Origin of the sequence: Kluyvera sichuanensis (genome assembly GCF_014218705.1) — a bacterium.
GTDB classification, from domain to species: domain Bacteria; phylum Pseudomonadota; class Gammaproteobacteria; order Enterobacterales; family Enterobacteriaceae; genus Kluyvera; species Kluyvera sichuanensis.
On the sequence record NZ_JABBJF010000008.1, the window covers coordinates 110,643 to 129,999 of the forward strand.

General features: G+C 58.7%; 17 protein-coding genes. 6 read left to right on the plus strand and 11 right to left on the minus strand.

Annotated features, from left to right (window positions below; translation table 11 throughout):
* The first annotated feature begins 250 nt into the window (after nt 1-250).
* The 3 genes from yedE (at nt 251) to HII27_RS11500 (ending at nt 3,393) form a co-directional block, all read left to right on the plus strand.
* Nucleotides 251-1,462, plus strand: coding sequence for a selenium metabolism membrane protein YedE/FdhT (gene yedE / locus HII27_RS11490; protein WP_185668026.1), 1,212 nt, complete (start codon nt 251-253; stop codon nt 1,460-1,462).
* Nucleotides 1,459-1,692, plus strand: coding sequence for a sulfurtransferase-like selenium metabolism protein YedF (gene yedF, locus HII27_RS11495; protein ID WP_035892595.1), 234 nt, complete (start codon nt 1,459-1,461; stop codon nt 1,690-1,692). Before yedE ends, yedF begins: the two co-directional genes overlap by 4 nt.
* Before the next feature lie 156 nt (nt 1,693-1,848).
* Nucleotides 1,849-3,393 carry a DUF1593 domain-containing protein gene (locus HII27_RS11500; RefSeq protein ID WP_317983849.1) on the plus strand — a complete coding sequence of 515 codons (1,545 nt, stop codon included), beginning with the start codon at nt 1,849-1,851 and terminating at the stop codon, nt 3,391-3,393.
* Nucleotides 3,394-3,457: 64 nt separating this feature from the next.
* Here the strand turns inward: HII27_RS11500 and HII27_RS11505 are convergent, their stop codons facing one another.
* The 5 genes from HII27_RS11505 to HII27_RS11525 all read right to left on the minus strand — a co-directional run bounded on the left by HII27_RS11505 (nt 3,458) and on the right by HII27_RS11525 (nt 9,487).
* On the minus strand, nt 3,458-4,237 hold the full coding sequence (locus HII27_RS11505; protein ID WP_185668027.1) for a heme ABC transporter ATP-binding protein: 780 nt from the start codon (nt 4,235-4,237) through the stop codon (nt 3,458-3,460).
* Complete coding sequence (locus HII27_RS11510) at nt 4,230-5,225, minus strand: FecCD family ABC transporter permease (protein WP_185668028.1); 996 nt, start codon at nt 5,223-5,225, stop codon at nt 4,230-4,232. Before HII27_RS11510 ends, HII27_RS11505 begins: the two co-directional genes overlap by 8 nt.
* A complete protein-coding gene (locus HII27_RS11515; protein WP_185668029.1) occupies nt 5,225-6,040 on the minus strand; it encodes a heme/hemin ABC transporter substrate-binding protein in 816 nt (271 codons plus the stop codon). The genes HII27_RS11510 and HII27_RS11515 overlap by 1 nt, the downstream gene beginning before the upstream one ends.
* The gene (locus HII27_RS11520) at nt 6,037-7,068 is read right to left on the minus strand and encodes a hemin-degrading factor (RefSeq protein ID WP_185668030.1); all 1,032 of its coding nucleotides are present in this window, start codon (nt 7,066-7,068) and stop codon (nt 6,037-6,039) included. Before HII27_RS11520 ends, HII27_RS11515 begins: the two co-directional genes overlap by 4 nt.
* 61 nt (nt 7,069-7,129) lie before the next feature.
* Nucleotides 7,130-9,487 (minus strand): TonB-dependent receptor domain-containing protein, encoded by a 2,358-nt coding sequence (locus HII27_RS11525; protein ID WP_185668031.1) that lies wholly within the window; start codon nt 9,485-9,487, stop codon nt 7,130-7,132.
* Between the two features lie 206 nt (nt 9,488-9,693).
* Between HII27_RS11525 and HII27_RS11530 the strand changes: the two genes are divergently transcribed.
* Together HII27_RS11530 and HII27_RS11535 are read left to right on the plus strand one after the other, a co-directional pair.
* Nucleotides 9,694-9,981 carry a SelT/SelW/SelH family protein gene (locus tag HII27_RS11530; protein ID WP_185668032.1) on the plus strand — a complete coding sequence of 96 codons (288 nt, stop codon included), beginning with the start codon at nt 9,694-9,696 and terminating at the stop codon, nt 9,979-9,981.
* Between the two features lie 64 nt (nt 9,982-10,045).
* Complete coding sequence (locus HII27_RS11535) at nt 10,046-10,390, plus strand: nitrous oxide-stimulated promoter family protein (RefSeq protein WP_185668033.1); 345 nt, start codon at nt 10,046-10,048, stop codon at nt 10,388-10,390.
* On the opposite strand, the gene HII27_RS11540 is transcribed toward HII27_RS11535, so the two are convergent.
* Nucleotides 10,391-11,212, minus strand: a complete 822-nt coding sequence (locus HII27_RS11540; protein ID WP_185668034.1) for a helix-turn-helix transcriptional regulator — start codon at nt 11,210-11,212, stop codon at nt 10,391-10,393.
* A 161-nt stretch (nt 11,213-11,373) separates the two neighbouring features.
* Between HII27_RS11540 and HII27_RS11545 the strand changes: the two genes are divergently transcribed.
* Nucleotides 11,374-12,141: a phytanoyl-CoA dioxygenase family protein gene (locus HII27_RS11545; RefSeq protein ID WP_185668035.1), complete on the plus strand. Its 768-nt coding sequence runs from the start codon at nt 11,374-11,376 to the stop codon at nt 12,139-12,141.
* A 97-nt stretch (nt 12,142-12,238) separates the two neighbouring features.
* Here HII27_RS11545 and HII27_RS11550 read toward each other — a convergent pair whose 3' ends face one another.
* The 5 genes from HII27_RS11550 to flhA all read right to left on the minus strand — a co-directional run bounded on the left by HII27_RS11550 (nt 12,239) and on the right by flhA (nt 19,299).
* A complete protein-coding gene (locus tag HII27_RS11550) occupies nt 12,239-13,114 on the minus strand; it encodes a [formate-C-acetyltransferase]-activating enzyme (protein WP_185668036.1) in 876 nt (291 codons plus the stop codon).
* Nucleotides 13,080-15,377, minus strand: a complete 2,298-nt coding sequence (locus tag HII27_RS11555) for a formate C-acetyltransferase (protein WP_185668037.1) — start codon at nt 15,375-15,377, stop codon at nt 13,080-13,082. The genes HII27_RS11550 and HII27_RS11555 overlap by 35 nt, the downstream gene beginning before the upstream one ends.
* 225 nt (nt 15,378-15,602) lie before the next feature.
* Nucleotides 15,603-16,538 carry an alpha/beta hydrolase gene (locus tag HII27_RS11560; protein WP_185668038.1) on the minus strand — a complete coding sequence of 312 codons (936 nt, stop codon included), beginning with the start codon at nt 16,536-16,538 and terminating at the stop codon, nt 15,603-15,605.
* A 191-nt stretch (nt 16,539-16,729) separates the two neighbouring features.
* A complete protein-coding gene (locus tag HII27_RS11565; protein ID WP_185668039.1) occupies nt 16,730-17,158 on the minus strand; it encodes a TOBE domain-containing protein in 429 nt (142 codons plus the stop codon).
* A 56-nt stretch (nt 17,159-17,214) separates the two neighbouring features.
* Nucleotides 17,215-19,299 (minus strand): formate hydrogenlyase transcriptional activator FlhA, encoded by a 2,085-nt coding sequence (gene flhA / locus HII27_RS11570; RefSeq protein WP_185668040.1) that lies wholly within the window; start codon nt 19,297-19,299, stop codon nt 17,215-17,217.
* Nucleotides 19,300-19,357 lie beyond the last annotated feature (58 nt).

Sequence of the window (19,357 nt, forward strand, 5' to 3'; positions counted from 1 at the left end):
CTCATCTGGTGCCGTGGATCTCATGAAATCCGGCCTCTTTTTTCATGAGTACGTAGGCTGCATGATAACGGAGTCTGAAGGACAGGAAAACAGAAGAGGGGGCCTCGTCCTGAAATGGCCTCGTCGGCAAATTGATCTCGCCGACCTTTTGCGACGGTTGTCATTCTCCTGAAAGCGTTAGCCGCTATAATCCCCGGCTCTTGTGCGGTTCTTCGTACAAGGCTCCTTCTGAGTTCAGAGGCTAACATCGATGACATGGCAACAATTTAAACACACCTTCCTGATCAAATTCTGGTCTCCGGTTCCTGCGGTAATCGCGGCCGGTATTCTCTCCACCTATTACTTCGGTATCACCGGCACCTTCTGGGCGGTGACGGGCGAGTTCACGCGCTGGGGCGGGCAACTGCTGCAACTGGCGGGCGTACATACTGAGACCTGGGGTTATTACAAGCTGATTGGCCTCGACGGCACGCCGCTGACGCGTATCGACGGCATGATGATTATCGGCATGTTCGGCGGCTGTTTTGCCGCAGCGCTGTGGGCCAATAACGTTAAGCTGCGTTTGCCGAAAAGCCGCATCCGTATTGTGCAGGCGATTGTCGGTGGCATGATTGCTGGCTTTGGCGCGCGTCTGGCAATGGGTTGTAATCTCGCGGCTTTCTTTACGGGCATTCCGCAGTTCTCGCTGCACGCCTGGTTCTTCGCGCTGGCGACGGCCCTCGGCTCATGGTTTGGCGCACGCTTCACGCTGCTGCCTATCTTCCGTATTCCGGTCAAAATGGTCAAAGTCTCGGCGGCATCGCCGTTGACGCAGCGCCCTGAGCAGGCGCGCCGCCGCTTCCGTTTGGGCATGCTGGTGTTTATCGGCATGGTCGGCTGGGCGCTGCTGACGGCGGCGGGCAGCCCGAAACTGGGGCTGGCGATGCTGTTCGGCGTGGGCTTTGGCCTGCTGATTGAACGGGCGCAAATCTGCTTTACCTCGGCGTTCCGCGACCTGTGGATCACCGGCCGCACACAAATGGCGAAGGCCATTATCTTCGGCATGGCGGTAAGCGCCATCGGTATCTTCAGCTACGTGCAGCTGGGCGTGGCGCCAAAAATTATGTGGGCTGGCCCGAATGCGGTGATTGGCGGCCTGTTGTTTGGCTTCGGCATTGTGCTGGCCGGCGGCTGTGAAACCGGCTGGATGTACCGTGCCGTTGAAGGGCAAGTGCACTACTGGTGGGTAGGGCTCGGCAACGTGATTGGCTCGACCATTCTGGCCTACTACTGGGACGACATTTCCCCGTCGCTCGCCACGAGCTGGGACAAAGTTAACCTGCTGACCACGTTTGGCCCGCTCGGCGGCCTGCTGGTCACCTACGGCCTGTTGCTGATTGCGCTGTTGTTAATTCTTGGCTGGGAAAAACGGTTCTTCCGCCGTCAGGCTTCCACCAGTATTCCTGCGAAGGAGAGTGTATGAAAACGATCGTCCCGGACTATCGTCTGGATATGGTGGGCGAACCTTGTCCGTACCCGGCCGTCGCGACGCTTGAAGCGATGCCGCAGTTAAAGAAAGGCGAAATACTGGAAGTGGTGAGCGACTGTCCGCAGTCGATTAATAACATCCCGGTGGATGCACGCAATCACGGCTACACCGTGCTCGACATCCAGCAGGATGGGCCAACCATCCGCTATTTAATCCAGAAGTAACCTGTCGCCCTCGCCGTCCGGCGAGGGCGTATTTCCCTTTAATCATAAAATCCCAATGTGTGTTTGATCACAGAACCGGCCTGCGCAGTTTACTTTGTTTCCTTGGTTTACTATGTTGTTTGTACTTTCTATCCGACACACCGCATTGAGGTTTACGTGATTAACCAACGAATGAGCAAGCTAACGAAAGGTGTATTACTGGCAATGAGCGGCATGATGGCGTTAGCCACGCCGCTGCTGACCCATGCCGACACCACTATCCAGCAGATCGCCGGTAAGGTGCTGCCGTATCAGGCAAAACCGCGCGTTTTCGTGTTGTCGGATATCGGCAACGAACCCGATGACCAGATGTCGCTCACCCGTTTTTTACTCTATTCCAATGAGATGAACGTCGAGGGGCTGGTGGCAACGACTTCCACCTGGCAGCGTGAAAAAGTGCATACCGATATGATTGACCTGGTGGTGGGGCACTATGCAGAGGTGCAACCTAACCTGTTGAAACATGCAGCCGGTTTCCCGACGTCAGCGCAGTTAAAATCAGTCGTCGCACCAGGCCTTGCCAGCTATGGCATGGCGGCAACGGGGGAGGGGAAAAATACGGCGGGTTCCGACCTGTTACTCAAAGCCATTGAACGCAGTACAGACGCGCAGCACCCGCTGTTTATTAACCTCTGGGGCGGTGCGAATACTCTGGCGCAAGCGTTGCAGGATCTCTCTCGCCAGCAGCCAGCGCAAAAGGTACAAGCGCTGACCCGTAATCTGGTGGTGTACTCCATTTCCGATCAGGATGATGCCGGGAGCTGGGTTCGTGAACATTACCCAGACATCACCTATATTGTCGATCCATCGAGCCAGAACGGGGAAGACTATGCTCGCGCGACCTGGACCGGTATCAGCGGCGATATGTATTACCGTAATGCGCCGGGCGCTGATTTCACTACGGTGTCTCAGCATTGGCTGGATGAAAATATCCGCGCGAAAGGGCCAATGGGGAAAGGCTATCTGCATTACCTCTTTATTATGGAAGGCGATACCCCGGCTTTCCTCAACCTGATTCGCAACGGCCTTAACGGCGACATGAACCCGGGCTGGGGCGGATGGGGCGGGCGCTATATCGTGCGCCAGCCGCAGCATGAAACGCGGCCTATCTGGACCAGCGGCGGTGATTTTTTTCCTGGCAACCCTAATGCGGCGGATACGGTAACCGGCGTTGACGGTAAGCAGTACACCTCGAATCAGGCCACTATCTGGCGCTGGCGTGAAGCCTTCCAGCACGACTTTGCGGCCAGAATGGACTGGAGCGTGAAGGACTTTGCATCTGCCAACCATAATCCGCAGGTGGTGGTCAATGGTCAGGGCGGACAGGATGTGGTTTACCTGACAGCCAAGGTAGGTGATGTGGTGACGGTAAGCGCGGACGGTACCAAAGACCCGGATGGCAACGCGTTAGGCTACAACTGGTTCCTTTATCCTGAAGCGGGTTCTGCCAGTTCTCAGCCGGTGGCGGTGGCTGATGTACAGGGACGTCGTGGGGAAGATAATCTCAACGCTCCCGCAGTGTTAACGATGGGGGAAAACGGGCATCCGACGGTTGAGGTAACGGCAAAACGAGCGGGGACTGAGCATCTGATTCTGGCGGTGACCGATGACGGTAAACCGTCGCTGACCTCCTACCGCCGAATTGTCATTTCCGTGAAGTAACCGAGGTGAGCGGGTGGCATCGGTCACCCGCTTTATCTCAGGAAATCCGCAGTGGTGTCGCGCGTTATGGCGCCAGATAAACCTGGGGTACATCGGCATCCGGATGTTGGCTCAGGCTGATATCCGCGCCGTACCAACGGTGGATCACCGATTGCTGAATTACCTCCTGCGGCGTTCCCTGCGCCACCAGCTTCCCCTGATGTAGCAGCAGTATTGAGTCGGCCCACAGCGCGGCGAGGTTGAGGTCGTGCAGCACGATACAGACGTGAAGCTTGCCGCGACGAGTCAGCTTTTTTAGCAGCCGCAGCAGATGCTGTTGATAGTAAAGATCCAGCGCCGAAGTGGGTTCATCCAGAAACAGCCAGCCCTGCGGACCATCTTCACCCCACAACTGCGCCAGGCTCCGCGCCAGCTGTACGCGCTGCTGTTCGCCACCGGAGAGCGCCGGGTAGAGGCGGCCTGCCAGGTGCGTACAGCCGGTTTCGGCCATCACCCGCGCAATCAGCGCCGGATCAACCTGTGGACCCCACGGCGCACGCCCCATGGCAATTACCGTTTCAACCGGCCAGTTGGCATTGAGCTGCGTACGTTGCAGCATCACCGCGCGGCGGCGGGAGAGGGCGGGGGCGGACCACGCGCTAAGCGCTTTACCTTCGATATGTTGCTCGCCGCTGTCGGCGGTTAAAAACCCGGTCAACAGCCGCAGCAGGGTCGATTTCCCTGCGCCGTTAGGGCCAATCAGCGCCGTGACTTCACCAGACTGTAGCGCCAGCGAGACGTTATCAATCACCCGGCGTTTACCGAGCTTCAGCGATAGCGAACGTGCAACGTACTGGTTATCCACGCATCCCCCTCTCCTGACGGAAAATAAGCCACAGGAACCACGGCGCACCGAGCAGACTGGTTAGCAGTCCAACCGGCATTTCGGCAGGCGCGGCGATGGTGCGGGCTAGGGTGTCGGCAATCAGCAGTAAAATCGCGCCTGCCAGCAAAGAACCGGGGATAAGCCCCCGGTGATCTGGCCCCAGCCACATTCGCATCAGGTGCGGCACTACCAGCCCGATAAAACCAATGACGCCGCTGATCGCCACCGAAGCGGCTACCAGCACCGCGCTGCACAATAGCAACAGCCGTTGCAGTACCCGCACGTTAACGCCGAGGTAGTGCGCCTCTTCATCACCCAACTGAAGTAAATTCAGACGCGCTGCCGTCCACCAGACGACCAGCGACGCAGGGATAATCAGCGTGGCGGCCACCAGCAGCGTTGGCCACTCAGCCTGCCCCAGGCTGCCCATGCCCCAGAGCGACATCTGGCGAAGCTGCGTGTCGTTGCTAATCCATGACAGCATGCCCACCAGCGCACCGCACAGAGCGTTAATCGCAATCCCGACCAGCAGCAGGCGGGAGAGCGAACCGTCTCCCGCTTTGCTGAGGACAAAAATCACCGCCATCACCGCCAGGCTGCCGATAAACGCCGCCAGCATCGGCGCGTAGAGCGCCACCAGCACCGGCACCGAAATCGGCAGCACCACCCAGAATGAAACCGCCAGCGCTGCACCGCTGCTGATCCCGAGCAGACCCGGGTCCGCCAGCGGGTTGCGAAACAGCCCCTGCATCACGCAGCCGGAGAGCGCCAGCGCGCTGCCAACCAGCAGCGCTAGCAGAACGCGGGGCAGGCGGATGGTGAGCCAGATATGGCGCAGTACCTCATCGCCCGACGGCCAGATGCTTGCCAGCGGCAGGCGCATCGCGCCGAGCGTGGTGGCAAACAGCGTCAGGGCAACGAGCAGCAGCACCATCAGCCACAGCTGGCGTGAGGCGGTGACGTTCATCAGTGTAACTGCTCCGCTTTCTGGCGCAGCTGTTGCAGCGCCTGCGGCGTGCGCGGGCCGAAGCCTAGCAGCGCCATATCGTCAATCACCAGCACCTGCTTGTTGCGCCCGGCAGGCGTCTGCGCCAGCCCCGGCAGCTTCCACAGCGCGGCTTCGCCGCCCATGCCTTTCAGGCCATCAGCGGAGATCACCACCAGATCCGGCAGGCTGGCAATGACCCCTTCCTGCGACATGGTGCGGTAGTGGTCGAAACCCTGCATGGCGTTCTGTAAGCCAGCCAGCTTGATGGCGCCGTCTGCCGCCGTTTGCTGACCGGCCACCAGCGCGCCGGAACCGCCGTGGCTGAGAATAAACAGCACGCGCTTGTTCAGCGGTTGCGCCGGGATTTTTGCCATATCGTCGTGCAGCGTTTTACGCAGCGCATCGCCCTGCGTCTGCTTGCCCAGCGCATCGGCAATGACCTGAACTTTGTTATCCATTGCCGTGGCGTCGTAGCCGCCCGGCACGTTCACCACCTTAACCTTGCTGCCTTCCACCTTTTGCAGCACCAGCGACGGTTGCGCCTGGCTGCTGGCAAGAACCAGCGTCGGGCGCAGTGAGAGGATGCCTTCGGTGCTCAACTGGCGAAGGTAGCCGACGTCCGGCAGCGACTGGGTTGCCGCGGGCCAGGTACTGGTGCTATCGCGCGCCACCAGTTGAGACTGCGCGTCCAGCGCGTAGACAATTTCGGTGACGTCGCCGCCCAGGGTGATAATGCGCTCGGCGGCGCTGGAGAACAGCGGCAGCGCAGCTAACAGTATCAGCAGGCGTTTCATACGGTCTGGCCTTCCGCCGTCAGGCTATCTACCTGGTTGCGCCACTGCGTTTGCTCCGGGTGGCCTTCGCTACGCTGGCCGTACAGCTGCGCAATCTGGGTGCCGTCTTTGGCAAACAGTTCCACGCTGGTGACGTGGCCGTCCACGGTCGGTTTGCGCGTGACCCACACTTCGTCGATGGTTTCTTCGCGCAGGTGCAGGGTGAAGGTACTGTTGAAGATGTTGATCCAGCCGCGCATTGGCGTCAGCTTCTCCAGCGTGCCGGTGAAGATCTGCACGCAGCCGCGGTTGCCGACGAAAATCATAAATTCGTTGCCGTCCTGTTGGATGGTTTCCAGCAGGCGAGGCAGCGCTTCGGTGTCAATACGGCAGGCCAGGTCATCGCTCACCAGACGGAAAGCCTGCTGGCGTGAGAGGTTGTATTTGCGCAGCAGCACGAAGAACTGATGCACGTCGGTCATTGCGCGCCACTCTTTTTCCAGCGCCGCACCGTCTGCCGTCTCGGCGTAGCGGGCATTTTCTACCGGGCGAAGGGCCAGCGGCGTTGGGGTTGATTGCGTCTGTTCAGCAATCAGCGCCTGCCAGGCAGCGCTATCCGTGGCATCGGTGGTATAAACCTTCAGCACCGCGTCGCCGTGCGGGTCAAAGAACTGAATGCTTTCGCGACCCTGATCGTTGACGTGAAACGCGCTGGCCCATTGGCTCAGGAACAGACGCAGGTCCAGCGCGCGAGGGTTCAGTACCAGGCCTGCATGGCCGTCAAGGTGCTGGTGGGTGAAGGCGCCAACCTGCTCGTGAACCGCATATTCGTTGCGGCAGATGCATTTGGTTTCGCCCACGTTTTCAAGCGCGGCAAGGATCGCGCGGGCATTATCCTGCAGGCGAACGGCATCGTGGCCGACGCGTGCTTCGGTCAGCTCCGCTTCGCTGATGCCCATCACGGCAGCGATGTCGCGAGCGTATTTGGCAGTACCGTTGGCTTTAACGTCCTGATAGCGCTGCCACAGTTCGGTTGGTGCGTTTTGCATAGCTCTCTTCCTTATAATTACCCCGGCCAGTAGCCGGGGGCAGGTTTCATTGATGTTGTTATCAGAAATCGACGTTAACGCCCAGCTGCCAGGTGCGGCCCGGCATGACCGCCAGCGATTTATCATTGGCGTCCTGGTTGGTGGACGTTTCAATGTTGCGGCTGCTCAGGTAGTCCCAGTATTTACGGTCGGTCAGGTTATACACCCCGCCGTTGATACGGACGTTCTTCGCCACGCGCCAGTAAGCCGTCCAGTCGAGCATGCCGTAGCCAGGTACGCGCATATATTCTTTGGTGGAATCCGTCAGCGTGTTGCCGGTGTTGGTGTAGCTTTCGCGGTTGGTGGTGGTGGCGCGTTTGCCTTTCACGAAGGTGGCGGTCAGCGCGGTACCGTAGACTTTGGACGGGTCATCCCACGCCACGCCGACGATGGCTTTCATTGGCGCAACGCTATCGAGGTCGACATATTTGTCGCCGTTGTAGCTGGATTTCGACTGCCCTTCACTGTAACCGTAAGCCAGGGTAGCGCTCAGGCCATCAACCTGTTCAAACCAGGTGCCGAAGTTGAACTTCGCGCTGATCTCACCGCCGTAGATATAGGCTTTATCGCGGTTTTCCGCCTGGTAAATGGTGTAGATGTTTGACGGTACGTTAGTGAACTGACCCGGGTTGTTCGCGCGGGTGTAACGGGTGTAAGCGATAAAGTTTTTATAGCTGTTGTAGAACAGCGCGGTACGCATGGTGATCCCTTCGGTCACCTCGCCCTTCATGCCCCATTCGAAGTTGTCGCTGGTCTCGGTTTTCAGATCGGTATTGCCGATCAGTGCGTATTGGCCGCGGCCCGCGTAGCTGGAACCGAGGTTCCATGAACCGTACAGCTGGCTGGTGTTCGGGAACTCCGCGCCGCGTTTGTACTGCAGATAGGTCATCATGCGCGGCGTGATGTCGTACTGGAAGGTCAGCGACGGCAGCGCCTGAGTATCTGAATTTTTGCCATACAGATTAGAAACCGACGACTCCGTCAGCACCGTGCTGTTAGTGGTCAGGCTGCTAAGGTTCTCCGGCTTGGTGGACTGATGCACCACGCGGACGCCCGGGATCACCGCCGCGTTATGGCCGTCGAGATCGAAGTTGATCTGATCCTGCAGGAAGCCGGCTACCGTGTATTCACGGCTGTCTGCTTCCGGCTGCATGATCTCGCTGAAGACGCTCGGGATCGGCGACTGGCTGAACGGACGCTGGGTTTTGGTGGTGCTAGCGTTGAAGCCAGCGCTCAGATCGTGGCGGCCAAGCGTTTTTGCCAATGCCGTCTGCATACCCCAGGTATCGGTATCGTAGTTTGAGTAGACCGTTTCCATGGTGCTGGTGAAGCTGTCCGGCATGTAGGTCTGGTCGTGCGCTTCGGTGTGCTGGTAGTACACCTTGGTGGACATGCTGTCGATGAAGTCGTTCATCGGCGTCCAGTCATCTTTCAGGCTCAGCCCCCAGCGACGGGTCTGGCTGGTCTGCTGCGCGTTACCAATGGTCTTACTGCCGCTGTCGTTCCAGACGTCGTAATGGGTATGGTTGGTTTTATGGTAGTAATCGAGGGTGCTGGTCAGTTTATGCTGATCGTTTGGTTGCCAGATCCCCGAGGTCATAAACGCGTCAGAGTGCCAGTTTGCCGGGAAAGCGTCGACGCTTGAGCTGTTGGTAGTGGTTTCCTGACCATCACGACGGCTGTAGACGAAAATCCCGCGCAGGGTTTCATCACCGCCCGCCGCTGTCAGGCCGTTGTGCCAGCTGCGGTCAGCGGAGTCATAACCGCTGCGGTAGCTAAAGGCGCTGGTTTTACCTGGGTGCAGGTAGTCGTCCGCCGATTTCGGCTGGAAGGAGACGTTGCCGCCGATAGAAGAGTTGGCGGTTTCGGTGTCGGTGGCACCGGACTGAATATCGACGCTGCCGTACATGTACGGGTCAATGTAGTCGCGGCCAATGCCGAAGGTGTTCTGGCCCGCGCGGCTAACGTAGCTACGGCCGGTGGCGTTTGGCTGGGCGATACCGTCCACGTCGATACCGACGCGGTTACTCTCGAGCCCGCGAATGTTGTAGCCAGTGTAGCCGCCACGGTCGAAGCCGCTTTTGCCGTTGCCGGAGCCGCCGCTGGAGCCGGTCGCGCCAATCAGAGGTTCATAACGCATGATGGAACCAAAGTCGTTGGCCCCTTTGTCCTGCAACTCCTGCGCGCTAATGGCGTGCTGATTGCCCGACTTCAGTACCGGAGCTGGCGCCGTGACGGTCATCTGCTCGGCGGTGTCTACCGCCGCGGTTTTGTCCTGTGTGTCAGCCGCAACGGCGGAAGTCTGGTAAATCGCTGCAAGCAAAGAGGTTACCAGTAGGCTTTTCTTGCACCACGCCTCTGATTGAATGGATTTGTACATAGTTGCCATGCCTTTCATCGTTATTAGTATTGGCTCACTCGCTACTTCCAGAAGTCGGCTTTTCCATAAGCGCTTCGAACGACTCCGTTTAATTTGATGCGAATAGTAATGATAGGAATTATCATTTGCAATAAAGTTTGCAAATAAATCTCTATGCATGCAACAATTTGATTACAATTAGTCCTTTAATTCATTGTGAGAATGTTATGACGCAGAAAGCCGCTATTACGGTCACCTACTGCTCCCAATGCAACTGGATGCTGCGCGCCAGTTGGATGGCGCAGGAGCTGTTGCACACTTTCAGCACCGATATCGCCTCGGTGACCCTGGTGCCCGGCACCGGCGGTATTTTTACCATTACCGTGGGCGAGGAGCTTATCTGGGATCGCAAGCGCGACGAGGGTTTCCCGGATGCCGCCGAGCTGAAACGCCGGGTGCGCGACGTCTGCTTCCCGGAAAAACCGCTGGGCCACGTGGACAAGCACGAGGCATAAAGCGGCTGCGAAAGCACCATTAAACGTGTATTATTAATGCATCTTTATTGGTGAGGAACAGGCTATGGCAGGCAAACGCATCGACCGTGAAAAACGGACCATCCGCAGCATGATTGCGCTTTATCAGCGACGCTGCCCGCAGGCGCAGGACGATGCAGAGCACTACCAGGCGCTGAATGCCTATGCCGATAAACGGCTGGATAAATGCGTGTTTGGCGAGGAAAAACCGGCCTGCAAGCAGTGCCCGGTGCACTGCTATCAGCCCGCCAAACGCGAAGAGATGAAGCAGATTATGCGCTGGGCTGGCCCGCGTATGCTGTGGCGGCACCCGATCCTGACCATCCGCCATCTGATTGATGACCGTCGCCCGGTGCCGGAGCTGCCGGAAAAATATCGCCCCAAAAAATAGCTACATCGTGCGGCAGTGACGGCGGTACTCTGACGGCGAACGCGCCGTGTGCTTGCGGAAGATTCGGCAGAAGTAGTTGCTGTCTTCAAAGCCGCAGTGATGGGCTATCTCTTTGATTTTCATCTCATACCCACGCAGTAATTTCTTCGCCAGCTCAAGCCGCACGGCGGTCAGATACTCATTGAATCCCACCGAGCCGGACTTCTGAAACAGATGCGACAGGTAGTTCGGCGTAATATGGAACTTCTTCGCCACCGTCTCCCGGCTGAGCGCCTCAGCGGCGTGCTCGTCGATATACTCCTGAACGGCGAGAAACAGCTCTTTGCTCTTGCTCACCGTATCTGCCAGATGGGTAAGCTGATCGATACAGTGGCTCAGCAGCCCGCTTAGCACGATCTGCGCCGTGGGCATCACCGGGCGAATAGCCAGTTCGTTCATCGCCAGCAGCAGATACGATCCTACCCGCGGGCCCAGCCGCGCCACGTGCTGCTTACGAATTTCCACAAATTTTTTGCCGTCGTACCGCTGCAGGCTGAAGCCGAGCTTCTGTTTGCTGAACAGAATGCTCAGCGTGGTAGCCGGGCCTTGCCACTGCGGGGCGTTCCAGCGGCCACCGGGCAGATAGAGCGCCTGCAGCGGGCCGAGCGGCGCGCTCAGGCAACCGTCGGCAAGCTCGCCTTCCAGCACGATCTCCAGACGGGGAAACGACACGCTCATCGCCAGCTCCGGCGCGGGCTGCGAGGTTTGCGGAAACCGCACGACAAGGTCGCTTTGCCGGGCAAGCAGCTGCTCCAGCACGGGGACGAGGGATTGCTCTGACATGTTCATGTCCTGGTTATTATTCTGGATTTTGAATCTCATCACACTTTATTTTGCTGTACACAAAAATCCAGTGTTGTGTAGCTATCTCATACAGAATGCCGACCGCTCGTGCAGTAACTTTTCATACATGTTGTGAAATGGTTAACAAAAGAGAGGGCGGTATGGACAAGCAAGCGGCATTCTGGCTGGAGGCGCTGGGCGCGAGTGGCGAACTGTCAGCGACAATGAAACATGAACTGGATACTCAGGGTTACACCATCGTCCACGGCGTGGCGGATGCCGACTGGCTGGCGGCGATGCGCGAGCGCATTGACTATCTGGTGGAGAAAGAAGGGGAGAACCTGGCGGTGGAGCACCATCAGGAAGAGACGGCGACGCGCGTGGCGAACCTCGTCAACAAGGGCGTGGTGTGGGAGAAGGTGTGGTCGCATCCGCTGATTTTGTCGGCGTGCCGCTATATCTTTGAGGGCGAGTTTAAAATTTCCAGCCTCAACGCCCGCGAGGCGCTGTACAACGGCGGCCATCAGCCGCTACACGCTGACTGGAAAAAGCCGCGTCCGGATTTCCCGAAGGTTCACCTGGTCAACACCATCTGGGCGATTGACGATCTCTACGCCGCCAACGGCGCGCCGCGGATTATTCCGGCAACCCATCTGCGCCCGGAATTGCCGGAAGAGGTGCTGGAGGATGTGGGGTTGCCGCACCCGGATGAGGTGATTTTTGAGGCGCCAGCAGGCAGTGTGATGATCTACAACGCCCACGCCTGGCACGGTGGCACCACTAACCGCGAAGGCTCTCGCCGCCGGGTACTTCACGGGCTGTATATCGACCGTGCGGATACCGCGCAGCAGGATCAGCGCCGCTGGTTAACGCCGGAAACGGCGAGCCGGTTGACCCCGGCGCAGAAGTGGTTGTTGGATGTGGAATGAGATGTTGTGCCGGCCCCGGGGTCGGCATAAACGCCTCGCCCGGGCTACATGAGCGTGTAGCCCGGCCAAGCGGAGCGCCGCCGGGGATGCTCGGCGCTCATCCCCCCATCACCACCCGATATCCCGCTTGTTCCACCATCGCTTGAATTGGTGCAATCTCCTCGAGCTCCGGCGCTTTTATCCCCGCCATTGCCCACTCGCGCTCCAGCAGGGAATACTTCGGCTCGCCGTACTGATGGAACGGCAGCAGATGCACTTCCTCAATAGGCAGCGGCGCCAGAAACGCCAGAATCTGTGCGACGTTCTTAGCGTTGAGGGTGTAACCAGGGATCAGCGGCAGCCGTGGAATCACTTTGATGCCCTCCGTCACCAGCAGGCGAAAGTTCTCCAGCACCCGCGGCTGGTTCATGCTGAGCACCTGACGCGCCTGCGCGCAGTCCATGATTTTCAGGTCAAACAGCACCTCATCGCACGCCTGCGCCAGCGGCAGCAGGCGGCGAGGGGAGGTATCGCCCGCGGTTTCAATGGCGGTGCGAATGCCCCACTGCTTGAGACGCTGTAAAAAGCGGGTGGCGAACTCGGCCTGCATCAGCACTTCGCCGCCGGAAAGCGTTACGCCGCCGCCCGACGCGCGGAAGAACACGTCGTCTTTGAGCACTTCCCGTTCGAGCGATTCCAGCGTCACGTCACGGCCAATATGTTCCCACGCCCCGGACGGACACTCCTCGGCATCCTGCAAACAGGTGGCGCAGTGCAGGCACTTGCTCTCCCGGCGGACGGTCTCGATTTTCGGCGACATCGACTCCGGGTTGGCGCACCACGGGCAGGTATGTGGGCAGCCTTTAAAGAACACCACCGTGCGGATGCCCTGACCGTCGTTAAGCGAATAGCGCTGGATATTGAAAATGCGCGCCGTGTCGGCGCGCGTCTCAATCACCTCACAGTTGATGCGCGGTGCGGCGGATAATGTCATCCTGAATCTCCTTCGACAGTTCGACAAAGAAGGCGCTGTAGCCCGCCACGCGAACCACCAGCCCGGCAAAATCCTGCGGGCGCTGCTGGGCTTCGCGCAGGGTTTCGGCGTTCACCACGTTGAACTGAATATGCTGGAGCTTGAGTTTGGTAAAGGCGTGCAGGAAATCCGCCAGCTTGTTGAGACCGCTTTCCCCCTCCAGCGTCGCCGGGGTGAACTTGACGTTCAGCAGCGTGCCGTTAGAGAGCAGATAGTTATCGAGCTTGCTCACTGACTTCAGCACCGCCGTTGGCCCCTGACCGTCCTGGCCGACCATCGGCGACAGCCCGCCGTCCGCCAGCTGTTCACCGGCAAAACGTCCGTCCGGCGTCGCGCCCACCACCGATCCCAGCGGCACGTGGGCAGAGACGGTATAGGAGCCCGGCGTAAACTGGCCGCCGCGCGGGTTACGGTACTTTTCCACCTCTTTGCAGTAAAAACGCAGCAGATCGGCGCTGATGTTATCAACATCGTCAATGTCGTTACCGTATTTTTCAAAGCGGTTAATCAGCCGTGCGCGAACCTTCTCGCCCTCCGGCGTGGCGAAGTTGGCCTTCAGCACCGCCAGCAGTTCGTCGAAGCTCATGCGCTGCTGGTCGAACACCATCCCTTTCAGCGCATGCAGCGAATCGCTCAGGTTGGCGATTCCGATACCCTGTACCCCGGAGAAATTGTAGCGCGCGCCGCCGTCGGTGATGTCTTTGCCGTTGGCGATACAGTCTTCAACAAACGAGGAGAGCAGCGGCACCGGCGCCCAGTCGCGATGGCCGATATCGCAGATATTGCTGCCTTCCACCATCAGCTTAATGTAGTGGCGAATCTTGTCGCGAATGCTCGTCAGCAGGTCGTCGTAGGTGAGTTGCGCATTGCCTTCGTGCTCAAGCATGACGATTTCCATCACCTTCAACAGGTTGAACATGGCGATATCGTGCAACCCGTAGGTGCGCCCCGGAATCGACAGCTCGACGCAGCCGACCACCGCGTAATCGCGGGCATCTTCCAGCGACACGCCGCGGTTGAGGAACGCGGGCACCACCACTTCATCGTTGAAGATCTGCGGGATCCCGGTGCCGAGGCGCACGGTTTCGGCGGTTTTGCGCAGGAACGGGCGGTCAATCAGTTCGTTGACCCGCACGCCGAGGTTCGGCTGCGGCAGGCGCACGTTCTGGTAGGCATCCAGACAGGTAAAGGAGAGGATGTTCACCGCGCTGCGACCGTTCTCGGTCAGGCCGCCGAGCAGGGCGGTGTAGCCGGTCGGGAAGCCCGCGAAGTAGCGGGCGCTACTGGTGGAACGCAGCAGCACGATATCGTTGCACTTCACCCACAAGGATTCGAGCAATTCCTGCATAAACGCCGGGTCTTCGCCGTGGTTCAGCGACGCCTGCCAGAACGGCAGCATGTACTGGTCAAAGCGGCCGAGCGAAATGGAACTGGCGTTCGACTCATACTGCAAAATGATGTTCATGTACCAGAACAGCTGGCTGGCCTGCCAGAAGTTTTCCGGCTTCTGCGCGGCGTTATGGCGCGAGATGCTAGCGATGGTTTCCAGCTCCTGACGACGCTGCGGGTCATTGCAGCCGCTTGCCATCTCGTCGGCCAGCGCGGCGTAGCGCAGGATGTGGCGCTGGGAGGCTTCCAGCAGAATCAGCACCGCCTGATAAAAGACGTTATCAGGCTGCTCGCGCAGATGGGCGTGCATCTCATTAACCAGCGCGTCCAGGCCGTTATTCAGCAGGCGCGGGTAGTCGATAATGATATGGCCCTGGCCTTTGTCGGTCTGGTTGACGCTGAAAATCTGCGTGCTGACGGCGGCTTTTACTTCGTCGGTCATCTGGGCGTTGATGAAATCCTTCATCGAGCGCTTTTCCCAGTACGGGAACAGTTCGTCGCGGTACAGGCGCTTATCGTCATCGCTAATGTTGAAGCGGTCCTGCGGGCGAGTCGGGAACTGGTCCAGCTCTTTTAACAGCCAGTACGGGTCCATCTCCGGCGACATAATCCCGGCGCGTGGTTTGATGGTGCGGTTCCCGGCAATCAACTCATCTTCACGAATGCTGATGGCGACGTTATCGAGAATATGGGCGGTGGCTTTGGCGCGGCGAATGAGCACCGGCTCGCCGTCGGTCTGACGATGGCTTTCGGTGTAGAGGACGGCGCGTTCAAGGGAGATTTCGCGCGGGTTGGCGAAGAGGGCGTCTTTCAGGCGCTGAATACGATTAGTCATTTTGCGGGCTCCTCGGAGGATTAACCTGACGTTTGTTATGGGATCTACGTTAGGCAAATGCGGGGCGAGGAGACAGAAGAGAATGAGGTGATTTACTGGATTATTGTGATCAAAAGGGAAAAATGAGATCTCAATTTTGTCTGGGTGCAATACCCGGCGTCGCGTTGCTTGGCCGGGCTACGAAACGAATGTAGTCCGGCCGAGCGCAGCGACGCCGGGGGAGTTTTACGGCAGAGAAGCAATCCAGTTCATCGCCAGCTCTGGCCATGCGGCGGCGGGCAGGCCTTTGGCACCGCGAATACCAAATCCATGCTTCCCTTCGGCGAACAGATGCAGCTCGGTCTGCACATTGTGCGCGCGCAGGGCGTTGAACATCACCAGCGAGTTATCGACCGGTACCGACGGGTCATCCACCGCGTGCATCAGGAAGGTTGGCGGCGTTTGTGCGGTGACGTTCCGCTCGGGAGAGTAGTGCTTAATCTGCTCGGCCGTTGGCGTGTCGCCAATCAGCGCCGTGCGCGAGCCGGGGTGAGCTATGGTTTTATCCATCGAGATAACCGGGTAGCCGAGCACCACGAAGTCGGGGCGTGCGCTCTGTTTATCGATGGCATCGAGCGGGGAATATACCGTTTCGTCGTAGCGCGTCTCCAGGCTTGCGGCCACGTGACCACCCGCCGAGAACCCCATCACGCCAATTTTTTGCGGATCAATATGCCACTTCGTGGCGTTAGCGCGTAGCGTGCGCAGCGCTCGCTGGGCGTCAGCTAATGGCGCATTGGCCCCTTCGGCATGACCATCGGCGGGCATGCGGTAGGTCATCACGAACAGGGTGTAGCCTTTGTCGTTAAACGGCGCGGCTAAATCGCTGCCTTCTTTATCCAGTACCACTCGTTGGTAGGATCCGCCGGGTGTCACCAGCAGCGCGACGCCGTTCGGATGTGCCGGGGCGTAGACGGTGATTTCCGGGGCGCGGATGCCGGTAACGGCGCGATCCGGCAGGCTCGGGTCTTTGCTGCGTTCAACCAGCGCGTAGCTCACCGGGCTGTTTTTAGCGCCAGGCGCTTCGCCACCGGGCCAGATGGAAAAAACGGGTAGGGCGGCAACAGCCGTCTGTACGGAAAATGCCAGAGCAAGAGCGGCGGACAGAGGTAAGCGAATCATAGACGTCTCCACGGGGAAAACGCTTATTTATCATCCATGACATCGTGAGAACGGGAATGAATTCACAAAACGATGTTTCATAAATAGAGAAACGAGAAGGTGTGAGGTGGATGCTATTCCCGGCGTCGCGTTGCTCGGCCGGGCTACGAACCGAATGTAGCCCGGCCGAGCGCAGCGACGCCGGAGAAAACTTACGCGCGGGTGGCGATCAGAATCGCGGATGCTTTGATCAGCGTAATCGCGCGGCTGCCTTTCGCCAGCTTCATCTCGCTCTGGCTTTCGTTGGTGACCACGGCAACAATCTCAAAGCCAGCATCGGTTTTGATATGTACGGTAGCGTTCACCGCGCCTTCGGTCACCTGAGTGACTTCACCGGCAAACTGGTTGCGGGCGGAGAATTTCAGACCACAGTCTTCGGTTGCCAGCGTGACCCACGGGGCTTTAATCAGCGCAATGGCTTCCTTACCATTGACCAGGCCCAGCGCTTCTTTACTGCTGTGAGTGACGATAGCGACCAGCTTTGCGCCGCCCGGCAGGGTCAGTTCGATTTCGTCGTTGACCGCGCCGGTAGAGACTGCGCTGATGGTGCCTGTTAATTGGTTGCGTGCTGAAACTGCCATACGATACTGCCTCCATTCACTCGTTATTGAATCAGAGGTCAGTATAGCCACAGTTTTTACATTAACGTATCTTTATCAATACCCAGGCGTTTCATTCTTGAGAGCAATGTGGTGCGTTTAAGCCCCAGACGCTGCGCCGCGCCTTTCGCCCCGGCCACTACGCCGTTGGTCTCTCTCAGCACCCGAACAATCAGCTGATATTCGTCCTCTCCCTCTTTCGGCGACTCCGCCATCGGCATTGGCTCCGGCGGCGCTTCGCTGGCAAAGGCCAGCTCCGGCAGAGAAAGCTGCAGCACGCTGCCGCGGGTCAGCAGCACCGCACGCTCAATCACGTTTTCCAGCTCGCGCACGTTACCCGGCCATTCCATCTGGCTTAAGGTCCGCAGCGTTTCCGCCGGAATGCTGTCGATGTTGCGCCCCAAACGGCGGGCGATTTTAAAGGTGAAGGCTTTGACCAGCAGCGGAATATCTTCCGGGCGCTCGCGCAGCGGCGGCAGGTGGATCGGGAAGACATTCAGGCGATAGTAAAGATCGCTACGGAATTCGCGATCCAGCACCATCTGCTTGAGATCGCGGTTAGTGGCGGCGATCAAGCGTACATCAGTCTGGATCAGCTTATTGCTGCCGAGGCGTTCGAACTCCTGCTCCTGCAACACGCGCAGCAGCTTCGGCTGCAGCTCTAGCGGCATATCGCCCACTTCATCGAGGAACATGGAGCTTTTATCCGCCAGTTCAAAGCGGCCAATGCGCTGGGCGCTGGCACCGGTAAATGCGCCGCGCTCGTGGCCGAAGAGGTCGCTTTCCAGCAGGCCAGCCGGCATTGCCGCGCAGTTCATCTTCACCATCCGGCGGCTGTTACGGCCGCTCAGATTGTGGATGGCGCGGGCAATCAGCTCTTTACCGGTGCCGGTTTCGCCGAGGATCAGCACGGTGCTGTCGCTTGGCGCCACCATCTCAACCTGCTTGAGCACGTTGAACATCGCTTCGCTGCGGCCGATTATCTCGCCAAACTCGCCGTCAACGTTGTTCAGCTGTTCGGTCAGCGCGAGATTCTCGTCCACCAGACGCTCTTTCAGACGGTGTATTTCCTGATAGGCGAGGGCGTTATCGACGGCAATGGAGACGCGCTCTGCAATTTGCTTGAGCAGCTTCAGGTTGGCGGCGCAGAACACTTTTTCGTCGCACTGGGCAAGCTTCAGCACGCCGAGCATTTTGTCGCCGGACATCAGCGGCAGCAGGCACAGCGTCTGAATTTTATCGTCCCACATTTCAAACAGCTGGCGCTCGTACGGGGCCAGCTTGTCCTGTTCGTGGAGATTGAGCTTGAGCATCTCCTGGCTCTTAAACACGCGTTCGGTCAGCGTGCCGGATTCGTTCACTTCGCTCTGATCGTGGACCGGATCGTTGACGTCAATATAGTGCGTTGAGTAGATATTCAGCTTGCCTTTGCGGTTGCCGCGCAGCACCACGCTGATGGCGTCGATATTGAAGTAGTAGTGGATCTCTTTGGCTACTGCGCCGACCAGATCGTCCATGTCGAGGCGCGACAGCACGGCGTTGGTAATCGCCACCAGAATACGGAAATTATCGCGCTCGCGGCACAGCAGATCGTAATCGACGTTGTTGGTCACCCGGCTTTGGATCTGCTCGGTGACGACGGCAACAATCTGGGTAAATGTATGCAGGCGCTGGTACTCTTTTTCGCTCCACGGCTGGTCGTTCTGGCGGATAAACTCGCAGCCGCCGAAGATGCGTCCTTCCGCCGCCAGCGGTAGCAGACAGTAGTGCCCGAACGGTGAGTAGAGCCCGCTGTGGGCCAGTTGCGGCCAGGCTTCATGGAACTCGCTGTAGCTGCAGTGCAGGGCATCGGGGCGAGACAGCAGTCGTCTGACCGGGCCGTTTGCCAGCACGCTATCGTCTTCATAGGCGATGGGTTTACCCGCTTCATGCGTGGCGTGGTAGCCCGCGCGGTGGTTTCCCGGCTGCAGCAGGATGATCGCCGCGCTGTCCGCTAGCGCAGATTGTTTTGCCAGCTGCGCCAGCGTTTCGCTGAGTGCGGCCAGATCGGGTTGTTGGAGAAGAGTCCGGGTGATATCAAACAGCCCTTGCTGGCCGAGATCGCCCATCGGTGTATACGACATGTAGCTTGCCCATAAATGCACCGCGGTGGGTGCGATCGCCAAAAGCCTATCCCGTCAC

Bases quoted from the DNA above. Each gene is read 5' to 3' on its own strand.
- yedE (WP_185668026.1), top strand. From the start codon at position 251: ATGACATGGCAACAATTTAAACACACCTTCCTGATCAAATTCTGGTCT.
- yedF (WP_035892595.1), top strand. From the start codon at position 1,459: ATGAAAACGATCGTCCCGGACTATCGTCTGGATATGGTGGGCGAACCT.
- HII27_RS11510 (WP_185668028.1), bottom strand. From the start codon at position 5,225: ATGAACGTCACCGCCTCACGCCAGCTGTGGCTGATGGTGCTGCTGCTC.
- HII27_RS11515 (WP_185668029.1), bottom strand. From the start codon at position 6,040: ATGAAACGCCTGCTGATACTGTTAGCTGCGCTGCCGCTGTTCTCCAGC.
- HII27_RS11520 (WP_185668030.1), bottom strand. From the start codon at position 7,068: ATGCAAAACGCACCAACCGAACTGTGGCAGCGCTATCAGGACGTTAAA.
- HII27_RS11525 (WP_185668031.1), bottom strand. From the start codon at position 9,487: ATGTACAAATCCATTCAATCAGAGGCGTGGTGCAAGAAAAGCCTACTG.
- HII27_RS11530 (WP_185668032.1), top strand. From the start codon at position 9,694: ATGACGCAGAAAGCCGCTATTACGGTCACCTACTGCTCCCAATGCAAC.
- HII27_RS11535 (WP_185668033.1), top strand. From the start codon at position 10,046: ATGGCAGGCAAACGCATCGACCGTGAAAAACGGACCATCCGCAGCATG.
- HII27_RS11540 (WP_185668034.1), bottom strand. From the start codon at position 11,212: ATGTCAGAGCAATCCCTCGTCCCCGTGCTGGAGCAGCTGCTTGCCCGG.
- HII27_RS11545 (WP_185668035.1), top strand. From the start codon at position 11,374: ATGGACAAGCAAGCGGCATTCTGGCTGGAGGCGCTGGGCGCGAGTGGC.
- HII27_RS11550 (WP_185668036.1), bottom strand. From the start codon at position 13,114: ATGACATTATCCGCCGCACCGCGCATCAACTGTGAGGTGATTGAGACG.
- HII27_RS11555 (WP_185668037.1), bottom strand. From the start codon at position 15,377: ATGACTAATCGTATTCAGCGCCTGAAAGACGCCCTCTTCGCCAACCCG.
- HII27_RS11560 (WP_185668038.1), bottom strand. From the start codon at position 16,538: ATGATTCGCTTACCTCTGTCCGCCGCTCTTGCTCTGGCATTTTCCGTA.
- HII27_RS11565 (WP_185668039.1), bottom strand. From the start codon at position 17,158: ATGGCAGTTTCAGCACGCAACCAATTAACAGGCACCATCAGCGCAGTC.
- flhA (WP_185668040.1), bottom strand. From the start codon at position 19,299: ATGTCGTATACACCGATGGGCGATCTCGGCCAGCAAGGGCTGTTTGAT.